16 protein-coding genes are annotated in these 15,323 nt (G+C 61.3%); 7 read left to right on the top strand and 9 right to left on the bottom strand.

The features are described from left to right. Nucleotides 1-40: 40 nt before the first annotated feature. The gene (locus tag AAC126_RS00795; protein ID WP_339848905.1) at nucleotides 41-1,378 is read right to left on the bottom strand and encodes an aspartate aminotransferase family protein; all 1,338 of its coding nucleotides are present in this window, start codon (nucleotides 1,376-1,378) and stop codon (nucleotides 41-43) included. Between the two features lie 114 nt (nucleotides 1,379-1,492). On the opposite strand from AAC126_RS00795, the gene AAC126_RS00790 reads away from it, so the two are divergent. Beyond that, entirely contained in the window at nucleotides 1,493-2,362 is an 870-nt protein-coding gene (locus AAC126_RS00790; protein ID WP_339848903.1) for a LysR family transcriptional regulator, read from the top strand. 21 nt (nucleotides 2,363-2,383) lie between these two features. On the opposite strand, the gene AAC126_RS00785 is transcribed toward AAC126_RS00790, so the two are convergent. Both AAC126_RS00785 and AAC126_RS00780 read right to left on the bottom strand, forming a co-directional pair. Next, on the bottom strand, nucleotides 2,384-3,064 hold the full coding sequence (locus AAC126_RS00785; RefSeq protein WP_339848901.1) for an alpha/beta fold hydrolase: 681 nt from the start codon (nucleotides 3,062-3,064) through the stop codon (nucleotides 2,384-2,386). Then, entirely contained in the window at nucleotides 3,061-3,720 is a 660-nt protein-coding gene (locus AAC126_RS00780) for a GntR family transcriptional regulator (RefSeq protein WP_339848898.1), read from the bottom strand. Before AAC126_RS00780 ends, AAC126_RS00785 begins: the two co-directional genes overlap by 4 nt. Nucleotides 3,721-3,806: 86 nt before the next feature. On the opposite strand from AAC126_RS00780, the gene AAC126_RS00775 reads away from it, so the two are divergent. Continuing rightward, the gene (locus AAC126_RS00775; protein WP_339848896.1) at nucleotides 3,807-4,970 is read left to right on the top strand and encodes a pyridoxal phosphate-dependent aminotransferase; all 1,164 of its coding nucleotides are present in this window, start codon (nucleotides 3,807-3,809) and stop codon (nucleotides 4,968-4,970) included. A 15-nt stretch (nucleotides 4,971-4,985) separates the two neighbouring features. On the opposite strand, the gene AAC126_RS00770 is transcribed toward AAC126_RS00775, so the two are convergent. Further along, entirely contained in the window at nucleotides 4,986-6,098 is a 1,113-nt protein-coding gene (locus tag AAC126_RS00770; RefSeq protein WP_339848893.1) for an FAD-binding oxidoreductase, read from the bottom strand. A gap of 244 nt (nucleotides 6,099-6,342) precedes the next feature. Between AAC126_RS00770 and AAC126_RS00765 the strand changes: the two genes are divergently transcribed. Both AAC126_RS00765 and AAC126_RS00760 read left to right on the top strand, forming a co-directional pair. After that, complete coding sequence (locus AAC126_RS00765; RefSeq protein ID WP_339848891.1) at nucleotides 6,343-8,082, top strand: dihydroxy-acid dehydratase; 1,740 nt, start codon at nucleotides 6,343-6,345, stop codon at nucleotides 8,080-8,082. Nucleotides 8,083-8,156: 74 nt separating this feature from the next. Next, nucleotides 8,157-8,465, top strand: coding sequence for a hypothetical protein (locus AAC126_RS00760; protein WP_339848889.1), 309 nt, complete (start codon nucleotides 8,157-8,159; stop codon nucleotides 8,463-8,465). 82 nt (nucleotides 8,466-8,547) lie between these two features. Here the strand turns inward: AAC126_RS00760 and AAC126_RS00755 are convergent, their stop codons facing one another. The 3 genes from AAC126_RS00755 to AAC126_RS00745 all read right to left on the bottom strand — a co-directional run bounded on the left by AAC126_RS00755 (nucleotide 8,548) and on the right by AAC126_RS00745 (nucleotide 10,329). Then, entirely contained in the window at nucleotides 8,548-9,123 is a 576-nt protein-coding gene (locus tag AAC126_RS00755; RefSeq protein WP_339848888.1) for a hypothetical protein, read from the bottom strand. Between the two features lie 11 nt (nucleotides 9,124-9,134). Next, entirely contained in the window at nucleotides 9,135-9,383 is a 249-nt protein-coding gene (locus tag AAC126_RS00750) for a hypothetical protein (RefSeq protein ID WP_339848885.1), read from the bottom strand. A 193-nt stretch (nucleotides 9,384-9,576) separates the two neighbouring features. Beyond that, entirely contained in the window at nucleotides 9,577-10,329 is a 753-nt protein-coding gene (locus AAC126_RS00745) for a 3-oxoacyl-ACP reductase family protein (RefSeq protein ID WP_339848883.1), read from the bottom strand. Nucleotides 10,330-10,766: 437 nt separating this feature from the next. Here AAC126_RS00745 and AAC126_RS00740 point away from each other — a divergent pair, with 437 nt between their 5' ends. Continuing rightward, nucleotides 10,767-11,204 carry a hypothetical protein gene (locus AAC126_RS00740; RefSeq protein WP_339848880.1) on the top strand — a complete coding sequence of 146 codons (438 nt, stop codon included), beginning with the start codon at nucleotides 10,767-10,769 and terminating at the stop codon, nucleotides 11,202-11,204. A 15-nt stretch (nucleotides 11,205-11,219) separates the two neighbouring features. Here the strand turns inward: AAC126_RS00740 and AAC126_RS00735 are convergent, their stop codons facing one another. Next, complete coding sequence (locus AAC126_RS00735; RefSeq protein ID WP_339848878.1) at nucleotides 11,220-11,732, bottom strand: acyloxyacyl hydrolase; 513 nt, start codon at nucleotides 11,730-11,732, stop codon at nucleotides 11,220-11,222. A gap of 50 nt (nucleotides 11,733-11,782) precedes the next feature. Then, nucleotides 11,783-12,733 (bottom strand): prolyl aminopeptidase, encoded by a 951-nt coding sequence (gene pip / locus AAC126_RS00730; protein WP_339848875.1) that lies wholly within the window; start codon nucleotides 12,731-12,733, stop codon nucleotides 11,783-11,785. Between the two features lie 227 nt (nucleotides 12,734-12,960). Here pip and AAC126_RS00725 point away from each other — a divergent pair, with 227 nt between their 5' ends. Together AAC126_RS00725 and AAC126_RS00720 are read left to right on the top strand one after the other, a co-directional pair. Then, nucleotides 12,961-13,776 carry a thermonuclease family protein gene (locus AAC126_RS00725; RefSeq protein ID WP_339848873.1) on the top strand — a complete coding sequence of 272 codons (816 nt, stop codon included), beginning with the start codon at nucleotides 12,961-12,963 and terminating at the stop codon, nucleotides 13,774-13,776. Between the two features lie 44 nt (nucleotides 13,777-13,820). Beyond that, nucleotides 13,821-15,302: a M48 family metalloprotease gene (locus tag AAC126_RS00720; protein ID WP_339848870.1), complete on the top strand. Its 1,482-nt coding sequence runs from the start codon at nucleotides 13,821-13,823 to the stop codon at nucleotides 15,300-15,302. Nucleotides 15,303-15,323: the final 21 nt, after the last annotated feature.

The raw sequence follows: 15,323 nt of genomic DNA, 5'->3' as shown, positions 1-15,323 counted from the left end.
AGGACCATCACCTATATTCAGCAAGCTTTTTTACTGTGCGCTAGCGTTTCGCCGCCTCGATCGCATCGCCCATCAGCCGCAGCCCCTGATCGAGCTCCTCGTCCGACACCGTCAGCGGCGGGGCAATCCGGAACACCGCGCCCATTGCCGGCACCTTGACAATGTTCATGCTTAATCCGCGCGCCATCGCCTCGTCGCCGATCCGGTCCGCCATCTCCAGATCGGGCTGGCGGCTGGCACGATCGGTCACGATCTCAAGCCCCAGCAACAGGCCACGGCCGCGCACGTCACCGATACATTCGAAACGCTGTTGCAATGCTTCCAGCCCGGAGCGCAACCGGCTGCCGGCTGTCCGTGCCCGGTCGATCAGCTTGTCCCTTTCGAGCACATCCATCACCGTCAGGCCCACGGCGGCGAGCAGCGGGTCGGAGACATGGGTGGTCAGGAAGACGAAGCCGCGTTCATGTGCCCGCTCCTCAATCTCCCGGCTTGTCAGCACCGCGGCAAGCGGCAACCCGGCGCCGAGCGTCTTTGACAATGTCAGGATATCGGGCGTGACCCCGTCGCGCTGGAACGCGAACATGTCGCCGGTGCGGCCCATCCCGGTCTGCGCTTCATCGAGGATCAGCAGCATGCCGCGCTCCTCGCATTTCTTCTTCAGGGCAGCCAGATAGCCTTCCGGCAACTCGATGATGCCGCCCGAAGACAGGATCGGCTCAGCGATGAAAGCCGCCAGATTTCCGGTCGACTGGCTGTCGATCAGCGCAAAGGCGTCATCCAGTTCGGTCTGCCAGTCGAGGCTGCCATCGGCATGGGTGAAGCGCGGCCGGTAGGCGTTCGGCGCGGGGATCGCGAACGATCCCACGGCGGCCGGGCCATAGCCGCGGCGGGCGGCGCTGAAGGTGACCGAGGCCGCCGCTCCCGTCATCCCGTGCCAGCTTTTCGAGAAGGCAACGATCTCGTGCTTGCCGGTGACGATCTTGGCCAGGCGGATCGCCGCCTCGTTCGACTCCCCGCCGGTGGACAGCAGCAGCACCTTTTCCAGACCCGGCACCAGCAAGCCCAGACGCTTCGACAGCTCCACCACCGGACGGGAAAGCATTCCGCTGAACAGGTGATCAAGCCGGCCGACCTGCTCGCGGACCGTCCGCACGATATCCGGATGGGAATGCCCCAGGACCGCACTCATCTGGCCGGACGTGAAATCGAGGATCGGCTCGCCCGCCACGTCATAAACGAAGCTGCCCTCGGCACGATCGATCACCCGTTTTTCAAACACGGGACCGTACCGCATGACGTGATCCGAAACGGACGACCAGAAGGCGGTATCGGCATTCTGGTCAGCGGGGGAAGCGTGGACAGGGGAGACGGGGGCCATGGGAATCACTCTCTATCTGCCGGGAATTGCCTCAATGCCATAACGCGGAGCATTACTTTCAATCAAATTCATAATACAAGAACCGGAAATCACTTATATTGATATTGATATCGAATGCCTGATCTCGAAATCCTTTTGCTCCGCAGCTTCGTCGCTGTCTCAAGAAGCCGCTCGATCAGTACCGCCGCCCGGCAGGTCGGGCGAACACAGTCGGCGATCAGCATGCAGATGCAGCGGTTGGAAGCCCTCGTCGGCCAGCCGATCCTCCGCCGGACCGGCGCCGGTGTCGCGCTGACTGCCGCGGGAGACCGGCTGCTGTCCCATGCGGAGCGGATTCTGGGGGCACATGACGAAGCCCTTGCCGCGATTTCGGGAACCGGGCTGCAGGGCTCGATCAGCTTCGGATGTCCCGAGGATTATCTGACCACCTTCTTCCCCGACCTGTTGAAGGGCTTCGCCGCCGTTCACAGCGGTGTCGAGATCGAGGTCGTCTGCGCCGGCACGGTCGAACTCCGCAAGCTGCTGCAAAGAAAGCGGGTCGATCTTGCGCTGGTCTCCGTGCCGGAAGATGCGGAAGCCGGGCACATCATCCGGCCGGAAACATTTGTCTGGGTCGCCAATCACCCGCGCCCGCCAATCCTCGACCGGGCTATTCTGCCGCTTGCCCTGTCGGCGCCCGGCACCCTGGACCACGAGGCCGCGATCAGCGCGATGAGTGGCGCCGGGAGCGCGTACCGTATCGCCTTTGCCAGCAACAGCCTTGCCGGACTGCTTGCCGTCACCCGCTCCGGAGAGGCCATCAGCGTCATCACCCGTTCCGCCGTGCCGCAGGATCTGTATGTGCTGGACGGGCTCCTGCCCGCCCTGCCGAATATCGGGATCAGTCTCGCCTACGCCTCGACACGCCCGCCGCCCATCGCCACGGCCTTCGGTGCCTTCGTGCAGAGCAATCTGGCGCAGGCACCCGTCCCCCTAAAGCTCTGACCTGACGCACGGCACGACACGTCACTTCAGGCGTTCGAATGCTCCTGTTTTCAGAAAAGACGCAATCTGCCGTAACACCGCCGGACGCCACGGGATCAACGTGTGTGTCGTGGCGATACTCAGATGCTCTCTCATCCCCGGGACCTTTGTCCGCACGACCGAGACCCGGCCATCATGCGTCCCTTCGATAATCCGGCTTGCCACGGGGTAAAGCCATCCGCTGCTTCCGGCGATAATGCCAAGCTCATAGTACGGTATCTCGGAAGCGTTCCGCGCTGCCGTGGTAAGCTCCTGCCCGGCCGGGCCGTAGAACCAGCGGTAGAGGCCGTAGCCATGCAGCAGATCGGCAATCTCGCTGCCTCCATGCGGCGGCGCCAGCATGACAACCCGGCCAAGCAGGGTATCCGAAAACTGATCTCTGTATTTCGCAAGGTAACGGCTGGCCAGCAAACCGCCCATGGAATGGGTGACAAAATGCACCCGGTCACCGCCCTCCCAGACACCCTCGTCCGTGAGTCGTCCGTGCAGCCACTCGGCAAGCTTGTCGAGCGGATAACGGGTCGACGGATAGGATAGCGCCAGTGCTCCGAACCCTTCCCGGCGCAGGGTCCATCTCACCGCCGCCATATTCCAGGTAGTCTGGCCGATGCCGTGCAAAATCACGACACGATCCGCACCGGACGGAAGCGTACGGTCCTTCAACCGGCTTGCCTTCCCTTTTCGAGCAAAGCCAGAAGCGTCTCGCCCGCATCGAGGATATGGCGCGAGGTGGCCGCGATCGCCGCCTCCGCATCACGCCGGTAACAGGCGTCGATGATCTCTTCATGTTCCGCCGACGACCTGGAAATATAGTCGAACTCGACCAGCGTCAGACGGAGATAGCGTTCCGCGATGTCGTGCAGCCCGGAGATATGCGCGAGCAGCCGATGCCGGTTCGACGGCGCATAGAGGGCCAGATGAAAAGCCTTGTTCAGGCGCCCGAAAGCGCTGATATCCGAGCGTGAAAGCTCCTCCTGCAGTGCCGCCGCCTTGTCGATCTGCGCATTCGAAAGATGCGGCAGGGCCACCCGCATCGCCAGCACCTCCGCTGCTTCACGCATCTCCACATTCTCGCGCAGCTCCGCCGCATCGATCGGCGCGACGATGCCTCCCCGGTTCGGCGTGAGCTGAACCAGCCCCTCGCCCCCCAGTGTGCGCAAGGCTTCCCGGATCGGCATGCGGCTGGACTGGTAAGTCTTGGCCAGCTCTTCCTGGCGCAGCGCCGCACCCGGCTTCAGCGCACCGGAAATGATCGCCTGGCGGATCTCCTCCACCAGCCGTTCCGCGCGGTCCCCTTTTTTCGACGGCACAGCATCCATGCATTGTTCGTATCAGCGAGCGGGTTGACAGACAAGTCACGTAATTGCATTCATATTTATAAATTGGATCCAAAAAGGATTTTTGCATGACAATATCACGACTGGCGGAGATTCCGGGTATCGGGGTCGACCGGATGGGCAATGCGGCGGATGCGCTCGGCAATGCGGATATGCTGCGGCTGGAAAACCTGGATACGGATATCGCGCCGCCGAAAGCCGCGATCGAGGCGACACTCGCCGCCGTCACGCGGGACGATGCGAACAGCTACCTGCCGTTTCTCGGCATTCACTCCCTGCGGGACGCGGCGGCAAAGCGTTTCACGGCCAGCACCGGTATTGATTGCGATCCGGAGGCACAATGCATCGTCTCCGCTGGTGGTCTTTCCGGTGTGCTGAACTGCCTGCTCGCGATTCTGGAGCCGGGCGACGAGGTGATCATCTCCGACCCGGCCTATGCCGGACTGATCAACCGCATCCGGCTTGCCGGCGGGGTGCCGAAATTCGTGCCCCTGCTGGTCGTTGGCGGACGCTGGCGGCTCGATCTCGACGCGCTCCGGGATGCGGCCTCGGCCAAGACCCGCGCGATCCTGACCATGAGTCCGTCGATGCCGAGCGGCATCGTGCACACGGCGGAAGAATGGGCGGTTATCGCGGATGTGGCGGAACGATGCGACGCCTGGATCCTGCATGACGCGGCGATGGAACGGATCCTCTTTACCGGCGCGCCGGTGATCCATCCGGCGTCCCTGCCCGGCATGGCGGAGCGGGTCATCACGGTCGGCTCCGTTTCGAAGGAATACAGGATGATCGGCTGGCGGGTCGGCTGGATCATCGGGCCGAAATCCATCATGAACGATATCGGCCTGGTCAGTCTGACCAACGTGGTTTGCCAGGTTGGCATCGGCATGCCGGGCGCCGCCGCCGCGCTCTCCGCGGAACAGGATGGCGTCGCCGAAGCGACACGGGAATGGGAAGCCCGGCGCGACCTGATCCTGAAGGAGCTGCACGATATTCCCGTCGTCGCACCCGACGGCGGCTGGTCCCTGCTGATCGATACGCAAACACTCGGCATGTCGCCAGGCGAAGCATCGCAAAAACTGTTCGACAAGGGCGCCATTGCCGCCACGCCAATGACCGGCTGGGGCGCCCCGGAATGTGCCGGACGCTATCTCCGCTTCGTCTTCGCGAACGAACCGGTCGCACGCCTCACCGGCATCCGCGAACGTATCAGGCAGGCATGGTCACTGTGAGCAGCGTCACTCTCATCACCCGAAGCGCGAGAACGCGAACGGCTCCAGCAGTTTCGGTTTCCGCCCTTCCAGCACCCAGTCCGCCAGCATCTCCGCCACGGCCGGTGCGATGGCCCAACCGTGGCCGTTCCAGCCGACGGCGTAGAGCACGTTGGCATTGCCCGGCAGGCTGTCGATAATCGGGATATGGTCGGTGCTTTCGGCCTCAAGATGATTCGTGTCGGCCGTCTCGATCTGCATGCCTTCAAGCGACGGGTAGGTTGCCACCGCATCGGCGACGTTGAGATCGACTTCCTTCTGGATCGGCGTTCCGGTGCGTGTCGCCGGATCCCAGACACCCGGACGGCCGCCGGAGATCATCAAGCGCCCGTCCGGCTCCCGCTTCAGGGACAGGGTGCGGCTGGCATGGCCGACGAGATGGCGCACCGGATTGTTCTCCAGCGGTTTGGAGACCGCGACGAGGAAAGTCCGGCTCCAGACCGGCAGGTCGACCCACGGGGCGGCCAGGCTCTTCACCCCGGCATTGCAGAACAGCAGCACCTTGCCGTCCACCAGGATTTCCTCTCCTGCCGCCGTCAGAACGCCAAAGACCTTGCCGTTCCGCTCCAGCAATTGCGCCGCCTCGACACCCTCGCGCAGGATCGCACCCGCTTCTTTGGCGAGAGCGGCATAGGCCAGCGTGGTTTTCTCGTGAAAGGCAACGCCGTCATCCGGGCAGAACAGGCCGGCGCGGATCGCCGGCGATACATCCGGCTCAAGCTCCCGGACCTCATCCGAAGACAATACGCGGGACGGAATGCCAAGCCGGGTCTGCAAGGCCGCACGGGCTTCCGCCGGGGCGATATCGATTTCGCGCTCGATAAGCTGCAACTGGCCGGTCGTCTCGAACAAGGGCTCGGTGCCAAGTGTCTCGTGCAGCGTCGGCCAGAGCTTCCGGGCCCGGACCATCAGCGGAATCTCCCTGACGTCGCGTCCGTTCGCCCGAACGCCACGCCGGCCGGGGCCACCCGACGCACCGGTGGCGAGTCCGCCGATCTCGATCAGCTCGACCTCTTCCCCGCTCCGCGCCAGATGCCAGGCGACAGCCGCGCCATAGACGCCGCCGCCGACAATAAGATGTTTGGCCATGATCTGCTCCCGTGCCGAATCCTCCCTCACCTATAAGCGAGGATCGCGCGCATGTCGAAGCACCCCGCCCGGATATTTTCCATACGAATATTTTCCATTCCGGGCACTTGTCCTGAAGCCAACAATGGGGAAGGCTGGCGCCCGACATGTCCTGGTGACGGATCATCGTTACCGCAGACCAACAAGCGAACAAAACACGCTGGCGGACCGAACCGGTGCGACGGGCGGATAATGGGAGAATGAGATGACGAAGAACACCACATCGCACGGCTTCGCCCGGGGCCTGACCAATTACGGCGATTTCGACTTCTCGCTCTATCTGCGCCGCTCCTTCGCCGCTTCCATGGGCTATCTGCCGGAAACCATGGAAAAACCGATTGTCGGCATCGCCTATACCGGCTCCGGCTTCAATAACTGCCACCGGCATTTCCCGGAGCTTCTGGAAGCGGTGAAACGCGGCGTGCTGATGGCCGGCGCCCTGCCGATCGACTTTCCAACCATCTCCCTCGGCGAGGTCTACCTCAACCCGACCAGCCTGAAGTTCCGCAACCTGATGAGCATGGATACCGAAGAGATGATTCGGGCCCAGCCGATGGACGCGGTGGTCCTGATGGGGGGCTGCGACAAGACCGTGCCGGCCCAGTTGATGGGCGCGGTCTCCGCCGACCTGCCGACCATCCAGCTGATCGGCGGGCCGATGATGACCTCCCGCTACACCACTGCGGCCGGAGACGAGGAACGGCTCGGTGCCTGCACCGACTGCCGCCGCTTCTGGGCGCAATACCGTGCCGGCACCGTCGACGACGTGGAGATCAGGGACATCGAACGCCGCCTGGCGACCACGGCCGGTAGCTGCGCCGTGATGGGCACCGCCTCGACCATGGCCTGCATCGCCGAAGCCCTCGGCATGGCCCTGCCCGGCACCGCCGCCATTCCGGCCGTCCATGCCGACCGGCTGCGCGCGGCCGAGGCTACAGGCGCGGCAGCCGTGCGGATGATCAGCCGGCCGATCAAGCCGACCGAGATCGTCACCCGCAAATCCGTCGAGAACGCGCTGCGCGTCCTGCTCGCCCTTGGCGGCTCGACCAACGCCGTCATCCACCTGACCGCCATTGCCGGGCGGGCCGGTATCGATATCCCGCTCGACTGGTTCAACGAGCTTTCGGAAACCACGCCGGTGCTGGTGAACCTGAAGCCCGTCGGCAGCCATTACATGGAAGACTTGTTCGCTGCCGGCGGTCTTGGCGCCGTGCTGCGGGAGCTGAAGCCGCTGCTCAATCTCGATTGCATGACCGTAACCGGGGAAACCCTGGGCGAGCGTCTTGCCGCAGAGAGCGGCCCGGTAAACCGGGATGTGGTGTCCCCGGCCAGCGCCCCGCTGGAGCCCAAGGGCGGACTGGTCGCCCTGTTCGGCAGCCTGGCCCCGGGCGGTGCCATCCTGAAACGCTCCGCCGCCGACCCGGCCCTGCTGGAAAAGGAAGGCCGCGCCGTTGTCTTCACCTCGCTGGAAGATCTGTCCGCCCGGATCGACGATCCGGACCTCGACGTGACGGCCGACGATATTCTGGTACTGCAGAATGCCGGGCCGCGCAGCCCCTCCGGCATGCCGGAGGCCGGCTATCTGCCGATCCCGAAGAAGCTCTCCTCCAAAGGCGTGAAGGACATGGTTCGGATTTCGGACGCGCGCATGTCCGGCACCGCCTTTGGCACCATCGTGCTGCATGTCACACCGGAGGCCGCGATCGGCGGACCGCTCGCCCTGGTAAGGAACGGGGACCGCATCGCCTTGTCGGTGACAAACAAGAAGCTCGATCTTCTCGTCGACGAGGAAGAGCTGAACCGGCGGAGGGCTGAACTGGTCACCACGGAACGCGACCCGAATAACTTGCGCGGCTATGACCGGCTCTATGCGGAACAGGTCCTTCAAGCCGACCAGGGCTGCGATTTCAGTATGTTGCAGTCGTTAAACAATAACCCAAAATAACTGAGGCATATAATGTTGCGACACCGCCAGGAACACGCTATGGTACTCACATCACTGGCACGGGTGACATCGCAATGGATTATGAAGCCCCACCGAACTGGAATTTTTTCGGCACGGTCGAACGCCTGATCAAGGCGACCGAAACGCTCATCGAAGAGCGGCCGGAAAAATCCGGAGACGATCAGGATCTGGTGCAGAACATGGTCATGCGTCTGACTGTGATCATGGAAGATTCCGCCGGCTATCTGGCACAGGAAGAACAGGGACGGCGGGTCCTGCTTGAAAAGCGTCTGAATTCAATCCGGGCCCGGCTTTCTTCCGACTACAGAAAGCACCCGGCCCCAGGTCATAACATCCAGCGGCTCAAACCGCTCCCTCACTAACCCGCTTTCCCTTCACTCTGGCCATCCCTTTCCGGCGCTTCAGAAAAGCGACGGAAAGGTAAACCTGCGGGGTAATCCGGAATTATTCGGCGGCCATCAGAATGCCGTTGAAGCTGTCGACCGTGGTGCGCATGTTGTGCCCCGGAGCCGATTCAAGGAATTGAGTGCGCATACGCACCTCTTCCCGCATTTCATCTCCAGTGATCCAGACCAGAGCAAGCGGCACCTCTCCCTCGGCGAACGGGAAAGCATGCGGCTCCGCCATGAGCGTATGACGATATCCATAAAGGCGGGGGGCAAGCTGGGCCGCCGTGATCTTCGGCAGCGTGTTACCGACAGTCGCCGAGGCACCGGCCTCGATCGCATAGGTATAGGCCACCGTCGTGATATACCAGCTGATGCTGTTGCCGCGGTCATAGCTGTGGAGTCCACCGCGCGAGCAGATGTTCCCACTCAGATCGACCTTGCCGCGCAGACCAGACTGGTGATGCCGCCAGTCATGCTCTTCCGGGCGGTCGTAGAAAAAGCGGCCTTCCTCGAAATCATCCAGGAAGTCGTCCGTCTCGAAGAAACGGAAAGCAATCGTGCAGGCAAGCTCTCCTGTGTCTTTCCGGATGCTGACATAACGGCTTGCAGACTGATCGAGGTTTTCCGGCATGAATTGCGGATTCACGAATTCGGAATGCCGGCGGATTTCATCACACCAGAATTCCATGTCCGTACCGCTTTCAAGACTATACCCGAAGCTTTCAAGGTAACTTGAAAACACACGCCGGCAACGCGGCACCAGAGCTGAAGATGAGTAATCCATAATTGATAACCCCGCCTTGAATCCGACGGCATTGCCAATTTTCTAGCGCCGCCGATCACAAGCGCACGGCGTTCTGCCGGCTGCAAATAATGGTCTTGCAGCTTCAACTGCAAGTTTCCAAGTTAAACAGCGGATCACAGTTCTAAGTTCCATCATCACGAAGTAGCATCCGCCTGTATGTAATTATACACGACTTGAATGCGAATCAGGCGAGGATTCGTTTAGAGTTTATTCATAAATCCGAAGAACCTTTATTTCCCTTCGGCGCACATGCGCTTACTCAATTATTTTCAGAAGGGCCTAGGTTTCGGTGCCCCCGTTGACGGCAATCATCTGACTGCAGACGAAACCGCCTTCGTCACTGCACAACAAAGAGACCATGGCCGCGATATCGCTTGCCTCCCCCAGGCGTCCCACCGGGATGCGCGACAACTGGGAACGGATATGCTCCGCGTGCTCCGCATCGGTCTCCTCGGGCCTGATGGGACCCGGCGAAATGACATTCGTGGTAATACCCGCCGGAGCGAACTCCTTGCCCAGCGCCTTCGTCAATCCCCAGACCCCGTGCTTGGCGGCAGAAACCGGAGCGCGGCCGGCATATCCATGAATAGCGTTCATTCCCGCCATGTTCACGATACGGCCCCAGCCGGCTTCCACCATCCCCGGCAAAAACGCACGGGAGAGGTAAAAGGCGCCGTTCAGGTCCACGGAAATGACCTGGTCCCAATCGTCATCCGACATTTCCAGGAGCTTCTTCTGGGGCCGGATCGCCGCATTGTTGACGAGGATGTCGACCCGCCCGAACCGCTCAAGCGCCTCGCCGGCCATCCTGCGCACATCGGCACTGCTGCCGACATTACCCATGACGACCATGGCATCGACGCCCGCCTCACGGGCTTCGGCCGCCACGCGCTCACAGGCGTCGCGGTCACGGCTTCCATTCACAATGATATTGCATCCGTCCCGAGCCAGACGGAGCGCGATGGCCCGCCCGATATTCCGCGCCGAGCCACTGATGAATGCTGTTTTATTTGCCGATGCCACGAGAGCCATCCTCCGAATTTTGACAGAAGGATAGCGGCTAAAACCCGGAGGTAAAAGGCGGGAATATTAACGGCGGCAGCGTGGCGGCTGATCGTAGAGTGTTAAATTCGCGCAATCGCGCTCAAAAAAACCGGCCATATACTCGAACGGGTTTTTATCGGCATAAGCTTCCGTGCCAACCCATGTCGCGCCGCCAACAACCGCGGCAGTACAGCCTGAAAGACCGGCAAGAATGATCAAAAGGCCAAGAAATCTGGTGCATGGACGCATTTTGCCCCCTAACCGCGACGCTTTTGTCGCAAATACAATCTAAATAATAATATCAGAAATTTCTGCACAACGCCAGAAGCGAGCGGCATGCTTCTTGCTGCGTTCTCATTATGCCCGGGACAAGGTATACCGGGTTACGCAAATGATCGCCGCAAACAGCATTCGGACGGACGATAATGGGAATTAGTTGGACCAGCGCAGACTATCCGAGACTTACCGACCCGCACTTCATTGACGCCATCGGTCAACTCGTCCATGCGCGCCAGACAGACGGCTATCAGTTTTCCATCGCGCTGATGGGCTATCAGGCCCTGTTCTTCGATCCGGCATTCGAGGAAATGGTCAAACAGGAAACCAAGATCGACCGGCTGCAGACCGTCATTCACGAGATCCGGCGCGGCTCATTCATCAAGCCCGGCGCGGATGGCTGGGAAGTCAGTTTTCGGGCCGACATCCTGATCCGCAATGAACTTGATCCGGCAACCAACAAGCCTGTCGGCGAGGTGGATTACGCTTCCGATCTCGAATACCGCGATCAGGTCCTCTATGCGAGTGACGAGACCGGTATCGAAAACTTCAAGGCATGGTGCCGGGCAGAGGGCATTGAGCCCTGACCAGGCCGCGCCAGACTAATTGCTGAACAGTTTGTCGAACGGCATCGAATAGACCAGAAGCACCGATTCCGTTCCCGGATTCTGGTCGTCTAGTCCCGCATTCGATATATGGTGGAAGGTCAGGCCAAGGCGGGAACGGTCATCGAACCGGTAGGCCAGCTCCACGCCGGAACGGAATTCGACAGCATGGCCAAGATCCTTGCTGTCTCCGTTGCCATACAGGCCAACCGCAAAGTTCGGCGTCAGGACCCAGCGTTTACCGAAGAAAATGTCGAGGCCGACCCCGCCATAGCCGTAGGTCGCGCCCTCGGCATTCGCCATAAGTCCGATAAACGGCGAGAAATGCCAGATCTTGTTGGCTTCGGAAAACCGGTATTCGACACGGCCCTCCGCGGTCGTCTCGCTGTCATTCACATCATAGACACCGGCGCCGACGGACAGGAAAGCCGGTTCTTCGGCCAGGACGGTTTTTTCCATAGAAACCAAAGCAGTAATCGCCAGAATGGCGACGCTCAGATGTTTACGCACCGTAATCCCCCCACTTGGATGTGCGTATGATAGCCAGACCGGCGCATGCATCAAGCGTCGATACGCGTCCTCAGACGTTCCATTGCCGCGACGAGTCCTCTGGCAATGCCGGGCTCCATGGCGGAATGTCCGGCATCCGATATCACGTCAAGATCCGCCCCCGGCCAAGCCGAAGCGAGGGCCAGCGCCGTCTTTATCGGACAGATCACGTCATATCGCCCTTGAATGATAATGGCCGGCAGGTGTGCGATACGCTCAAGGCGGTCCAGCAATTGTCCCGGCTCAAGGAATACCCGGTTCACGAAATAATGTGCTTCCAGCCGGGCAAGAGCCAGCGCGCGTGACGGATCTTCCTGCCCGACAGAGGGCAGCGGCAGCAAGGTCGAACACGCCCCCTCATACCCCGCCCAGACTTCCGCCGCCGGCAAGTGAACGGCCGGGTCAGGATCGATCAGGCGGCGGTAATAGTTGATCAGCAGATTGTCGCGTTCGTCCTCCGGCAAGAACTGCTCGAAACGCTGCGCGGCTTCCGGAAAGAAATGCCCCATCCCGTGCATGAACCAGTCGAGCTCGGCATCCGTGCCGAGAAATATTCCGCGCAAGACAAAGCCGAGACATCGCTCCGGATGCGCCTCTCCATAGGCGAGGGCCAGGGTGCTGCCCCAGGACCCGCCAAAAACGATCCAGCGCTCAACCCCCAGCATTTCCCGGAAACGCTCGATATCGGAGATCAGATCCTGCGTTGTATTACCCGACAGTTCCGCAACGGGCGCCGAGCGCCCCGTTCCCCTCTGATCGAACAGCAGAACATTGAAATGATCGGGATCGAAAAACCGGCGATGTGCGTCGGAAATGCCGGAGCCCGGCCCGCCATGCAGGAAGACAACGGGTATGCCATCGGGATTGCCAACCTGCTCCCAGTAAAGCCGGTGCGGCTCGCCTACATCCAGGTAACCGCTGAGACGCGGATCCGTCCGAGGGAAAAGAACTCTGTCCGACACATCAACTCCTGCACGCTATCCTAAAGAATACCCAATCATTCTCACCCTACCATCCTTACCCCGCGCCCCCGGCCGCGTCACGTCTGATGGGCAAGGGCGCTGAGTAATGGATGATGGGTGATGGGCCGGGTATCAAATGTCCGGATCGCTTCTCCGCCAGGAATCGATTATCCATCCGGACAAGCCCCCGCTCTTGAGACCGCGCGCCGGGCATGATCGGATAGCGCATGGATTTTTCCTTCAAGACACTACGGTCCCTCCTTCTGACGGGCAGCCTTCTGCTGTCCGGCATGGGGGCTGCCCAGGCCATTGAATGGCCGCCGGGTGCACCTGCCGCAACCATCAAGGCACAACCCGTGACGGAGATTGTCGACGGCGACACAGTGCTGCTGGCGTCAGGTAAGGAAGTGCGGCTCGTTGGCATACAGGCCCCGAAACTTCCACTGGGCCGGGCGGGGTTCAAGACATGGCCGCTGGCAGAGGAATCCAGAACTGCCCTGCAGGCGCTGTCGGACGGAAAAGCTGTCTCCCTCCATTTCGGCGGGCGGCGGGAGGACCGGTACAGGCGCTATCTGGCCCATCTCACCTTGCCCGACGGCACATGGATCCAGGGAGCCTTGCTCGCGGCCGGCATGGCGCGTGTCTACAGCTTCAAGGACAACCGCAAACTGATCGGTGAAATGCTCGCCCTCGAACAGACTGCCCGCCGCGACCGGCGCGGTATCTGGGCCCTGCCCTATTACCGCATCCGGAACCCGGCCGAGACCTGGGACGACATCAACAGCTTCCAGCTTGTCGAGGGACGGGTGGTCGATGCGGCGCGGGTTCGCAATGTCGTCTATCTCAATTTCGGGCCGGACTGGCGGACCGACTTCACCTTCAGGATCGATCATCGCGCCCTCCGGCTGTTTGAACGCGCAGGCATAGATCCTCTATCCTTTACGGGCCGGGCCGTGCGCGGGCGCGGCTGGGTCAAGGCTCAAAATGGCCCCTTGATCGAGATAACCCATCCGGAACAACTTGAAGTTCTGGACGTTCAGTAAACATGACAAACACGGGAACCGTGATCCGACCGCTGGAGAGACTCTTGTCCATATCGATCAGGCCGCTGCATACCGCCCTTGTGCTTACCATCGTCACTGTCCTGCCAGTCCTCGGTGGCTGCAGCACCAATCCCGCCACCGGAGAGCAAAGCTTCACCGCTTTCATGTCTCCGGAACAGGAACGGCAGGTCGGCCAGGAGCAGGATCCGCAAATCAAAAAGGAATTTGGCGGCGCCTATAGCGATGCCGAGCTCGCGGCCTATGTCACGCAGATCGGCAAGAAGCTCGCAGCAACGTCGGAGATGCCGAATCTCGACTTCAAATTCACCGTGCTGAACACGCCGGACATCAACGCCTTCGCCCTGCCGGGCGGGTATGTTTACGTCACACGCGGTCTGATCGCCCTGGCGGAGAACGAGGCGGAACTGGCCGGCGTGATCGCCCATGAGATCGGCCATGTGACGGCCCGGCACAGCGCCGAGCGCTACAGCCGGGGCACGGCCATCGGGCTCGGCGCCGCCGTCCTCGGTGCGCTGACGGACAGTCAGGCCGTCTCCGACCTCGCCAATCTCGGATCGCAGCTCTACCTGAAGGGTTATTCCAGGGAACAGGAGTTTCAGGCGGACACGCTGGGTGTGCGCTATCTCAGCCGCGCCGGATATGAGACAGGTGCCATGGCAAGTTTCCTCCAGAAACTCGGCAATGCCAGCCGCCTCCAGGCGGAAATTGCCGGTGCCGATCATGATCCCGACGCCGTAGACCTGATGGCGACCCACCCACGCACCGTGGACCGGGTGCAAAAAGCACAGGCAGCGGCCAGCGTCCGGCCGGTCGCCAATCCGTTCATCGGAAAAGACCCGTTTCTGGACCAGGTTGACGGCATCCTCTTCGGAAGCGATCCAAAGGAAGGGGTGATCCGCGACCGGGTCTTCCTGCACAAGGATCTCAATTTCCGCTTCGAAGTACCGCCGGGCTTCCGGCTTATCAATGAAGAGAGCCGCGTCCTGGCTGCGGACCAGAGCGGCGGCCGGTTTATTTTCGACAAGGCCCCGAAGGCCGATGGACAGGCACCGGCTGCGTATTTGCGGAATATCTGGGCGAAGGACTATTCAGTCCGGGATCTCGAAAGCATCGCCATCAACGGTATGGACGCGGCGACCGGCTGGCTGGCCATCACGGCAAAGGACGGCACCGTATACACATTGCGGCTGCTCGCCGTCCGCTATGATGCGAACACTCTTTACCGCATGCAGTTTCTGATCCCGCGACAGCGGGCAGGCAGCCTCAATGAAGACATGCGCAGGACGACCTACAGCTTCCGTCCGCTGACCAGCGAGGAACGCGCGGGCATACGGCCCTATCAGGTTGAAGTGGTCCGCATGGACGGCGGCACGTCGGAGGCATCGCTTGCATCGACGATACCGTTCCCCGGATATGAAGTGCGTTATTTCAAGGTCATGAATGGCCTTGAAGGCGGCGCGCAGGCACCTTCCGGATCACGCGTAAAGACAATCAGGCCGCGCTAGAGAGCGCCCTGCCGCGGGAAT

This window comes from uncultured Nisaea sp. (assembly GCF_963974195.1).
Classification (GTDB): domain Bacteria; phylum Pseudomonadota; class Alphaproteobacteria; order Thalassobaculales; family Thalassobaculaceae; genus Nisaea.
This window is presented reverse-complemented; position numbering and strand designations above follow the sequence as displayed.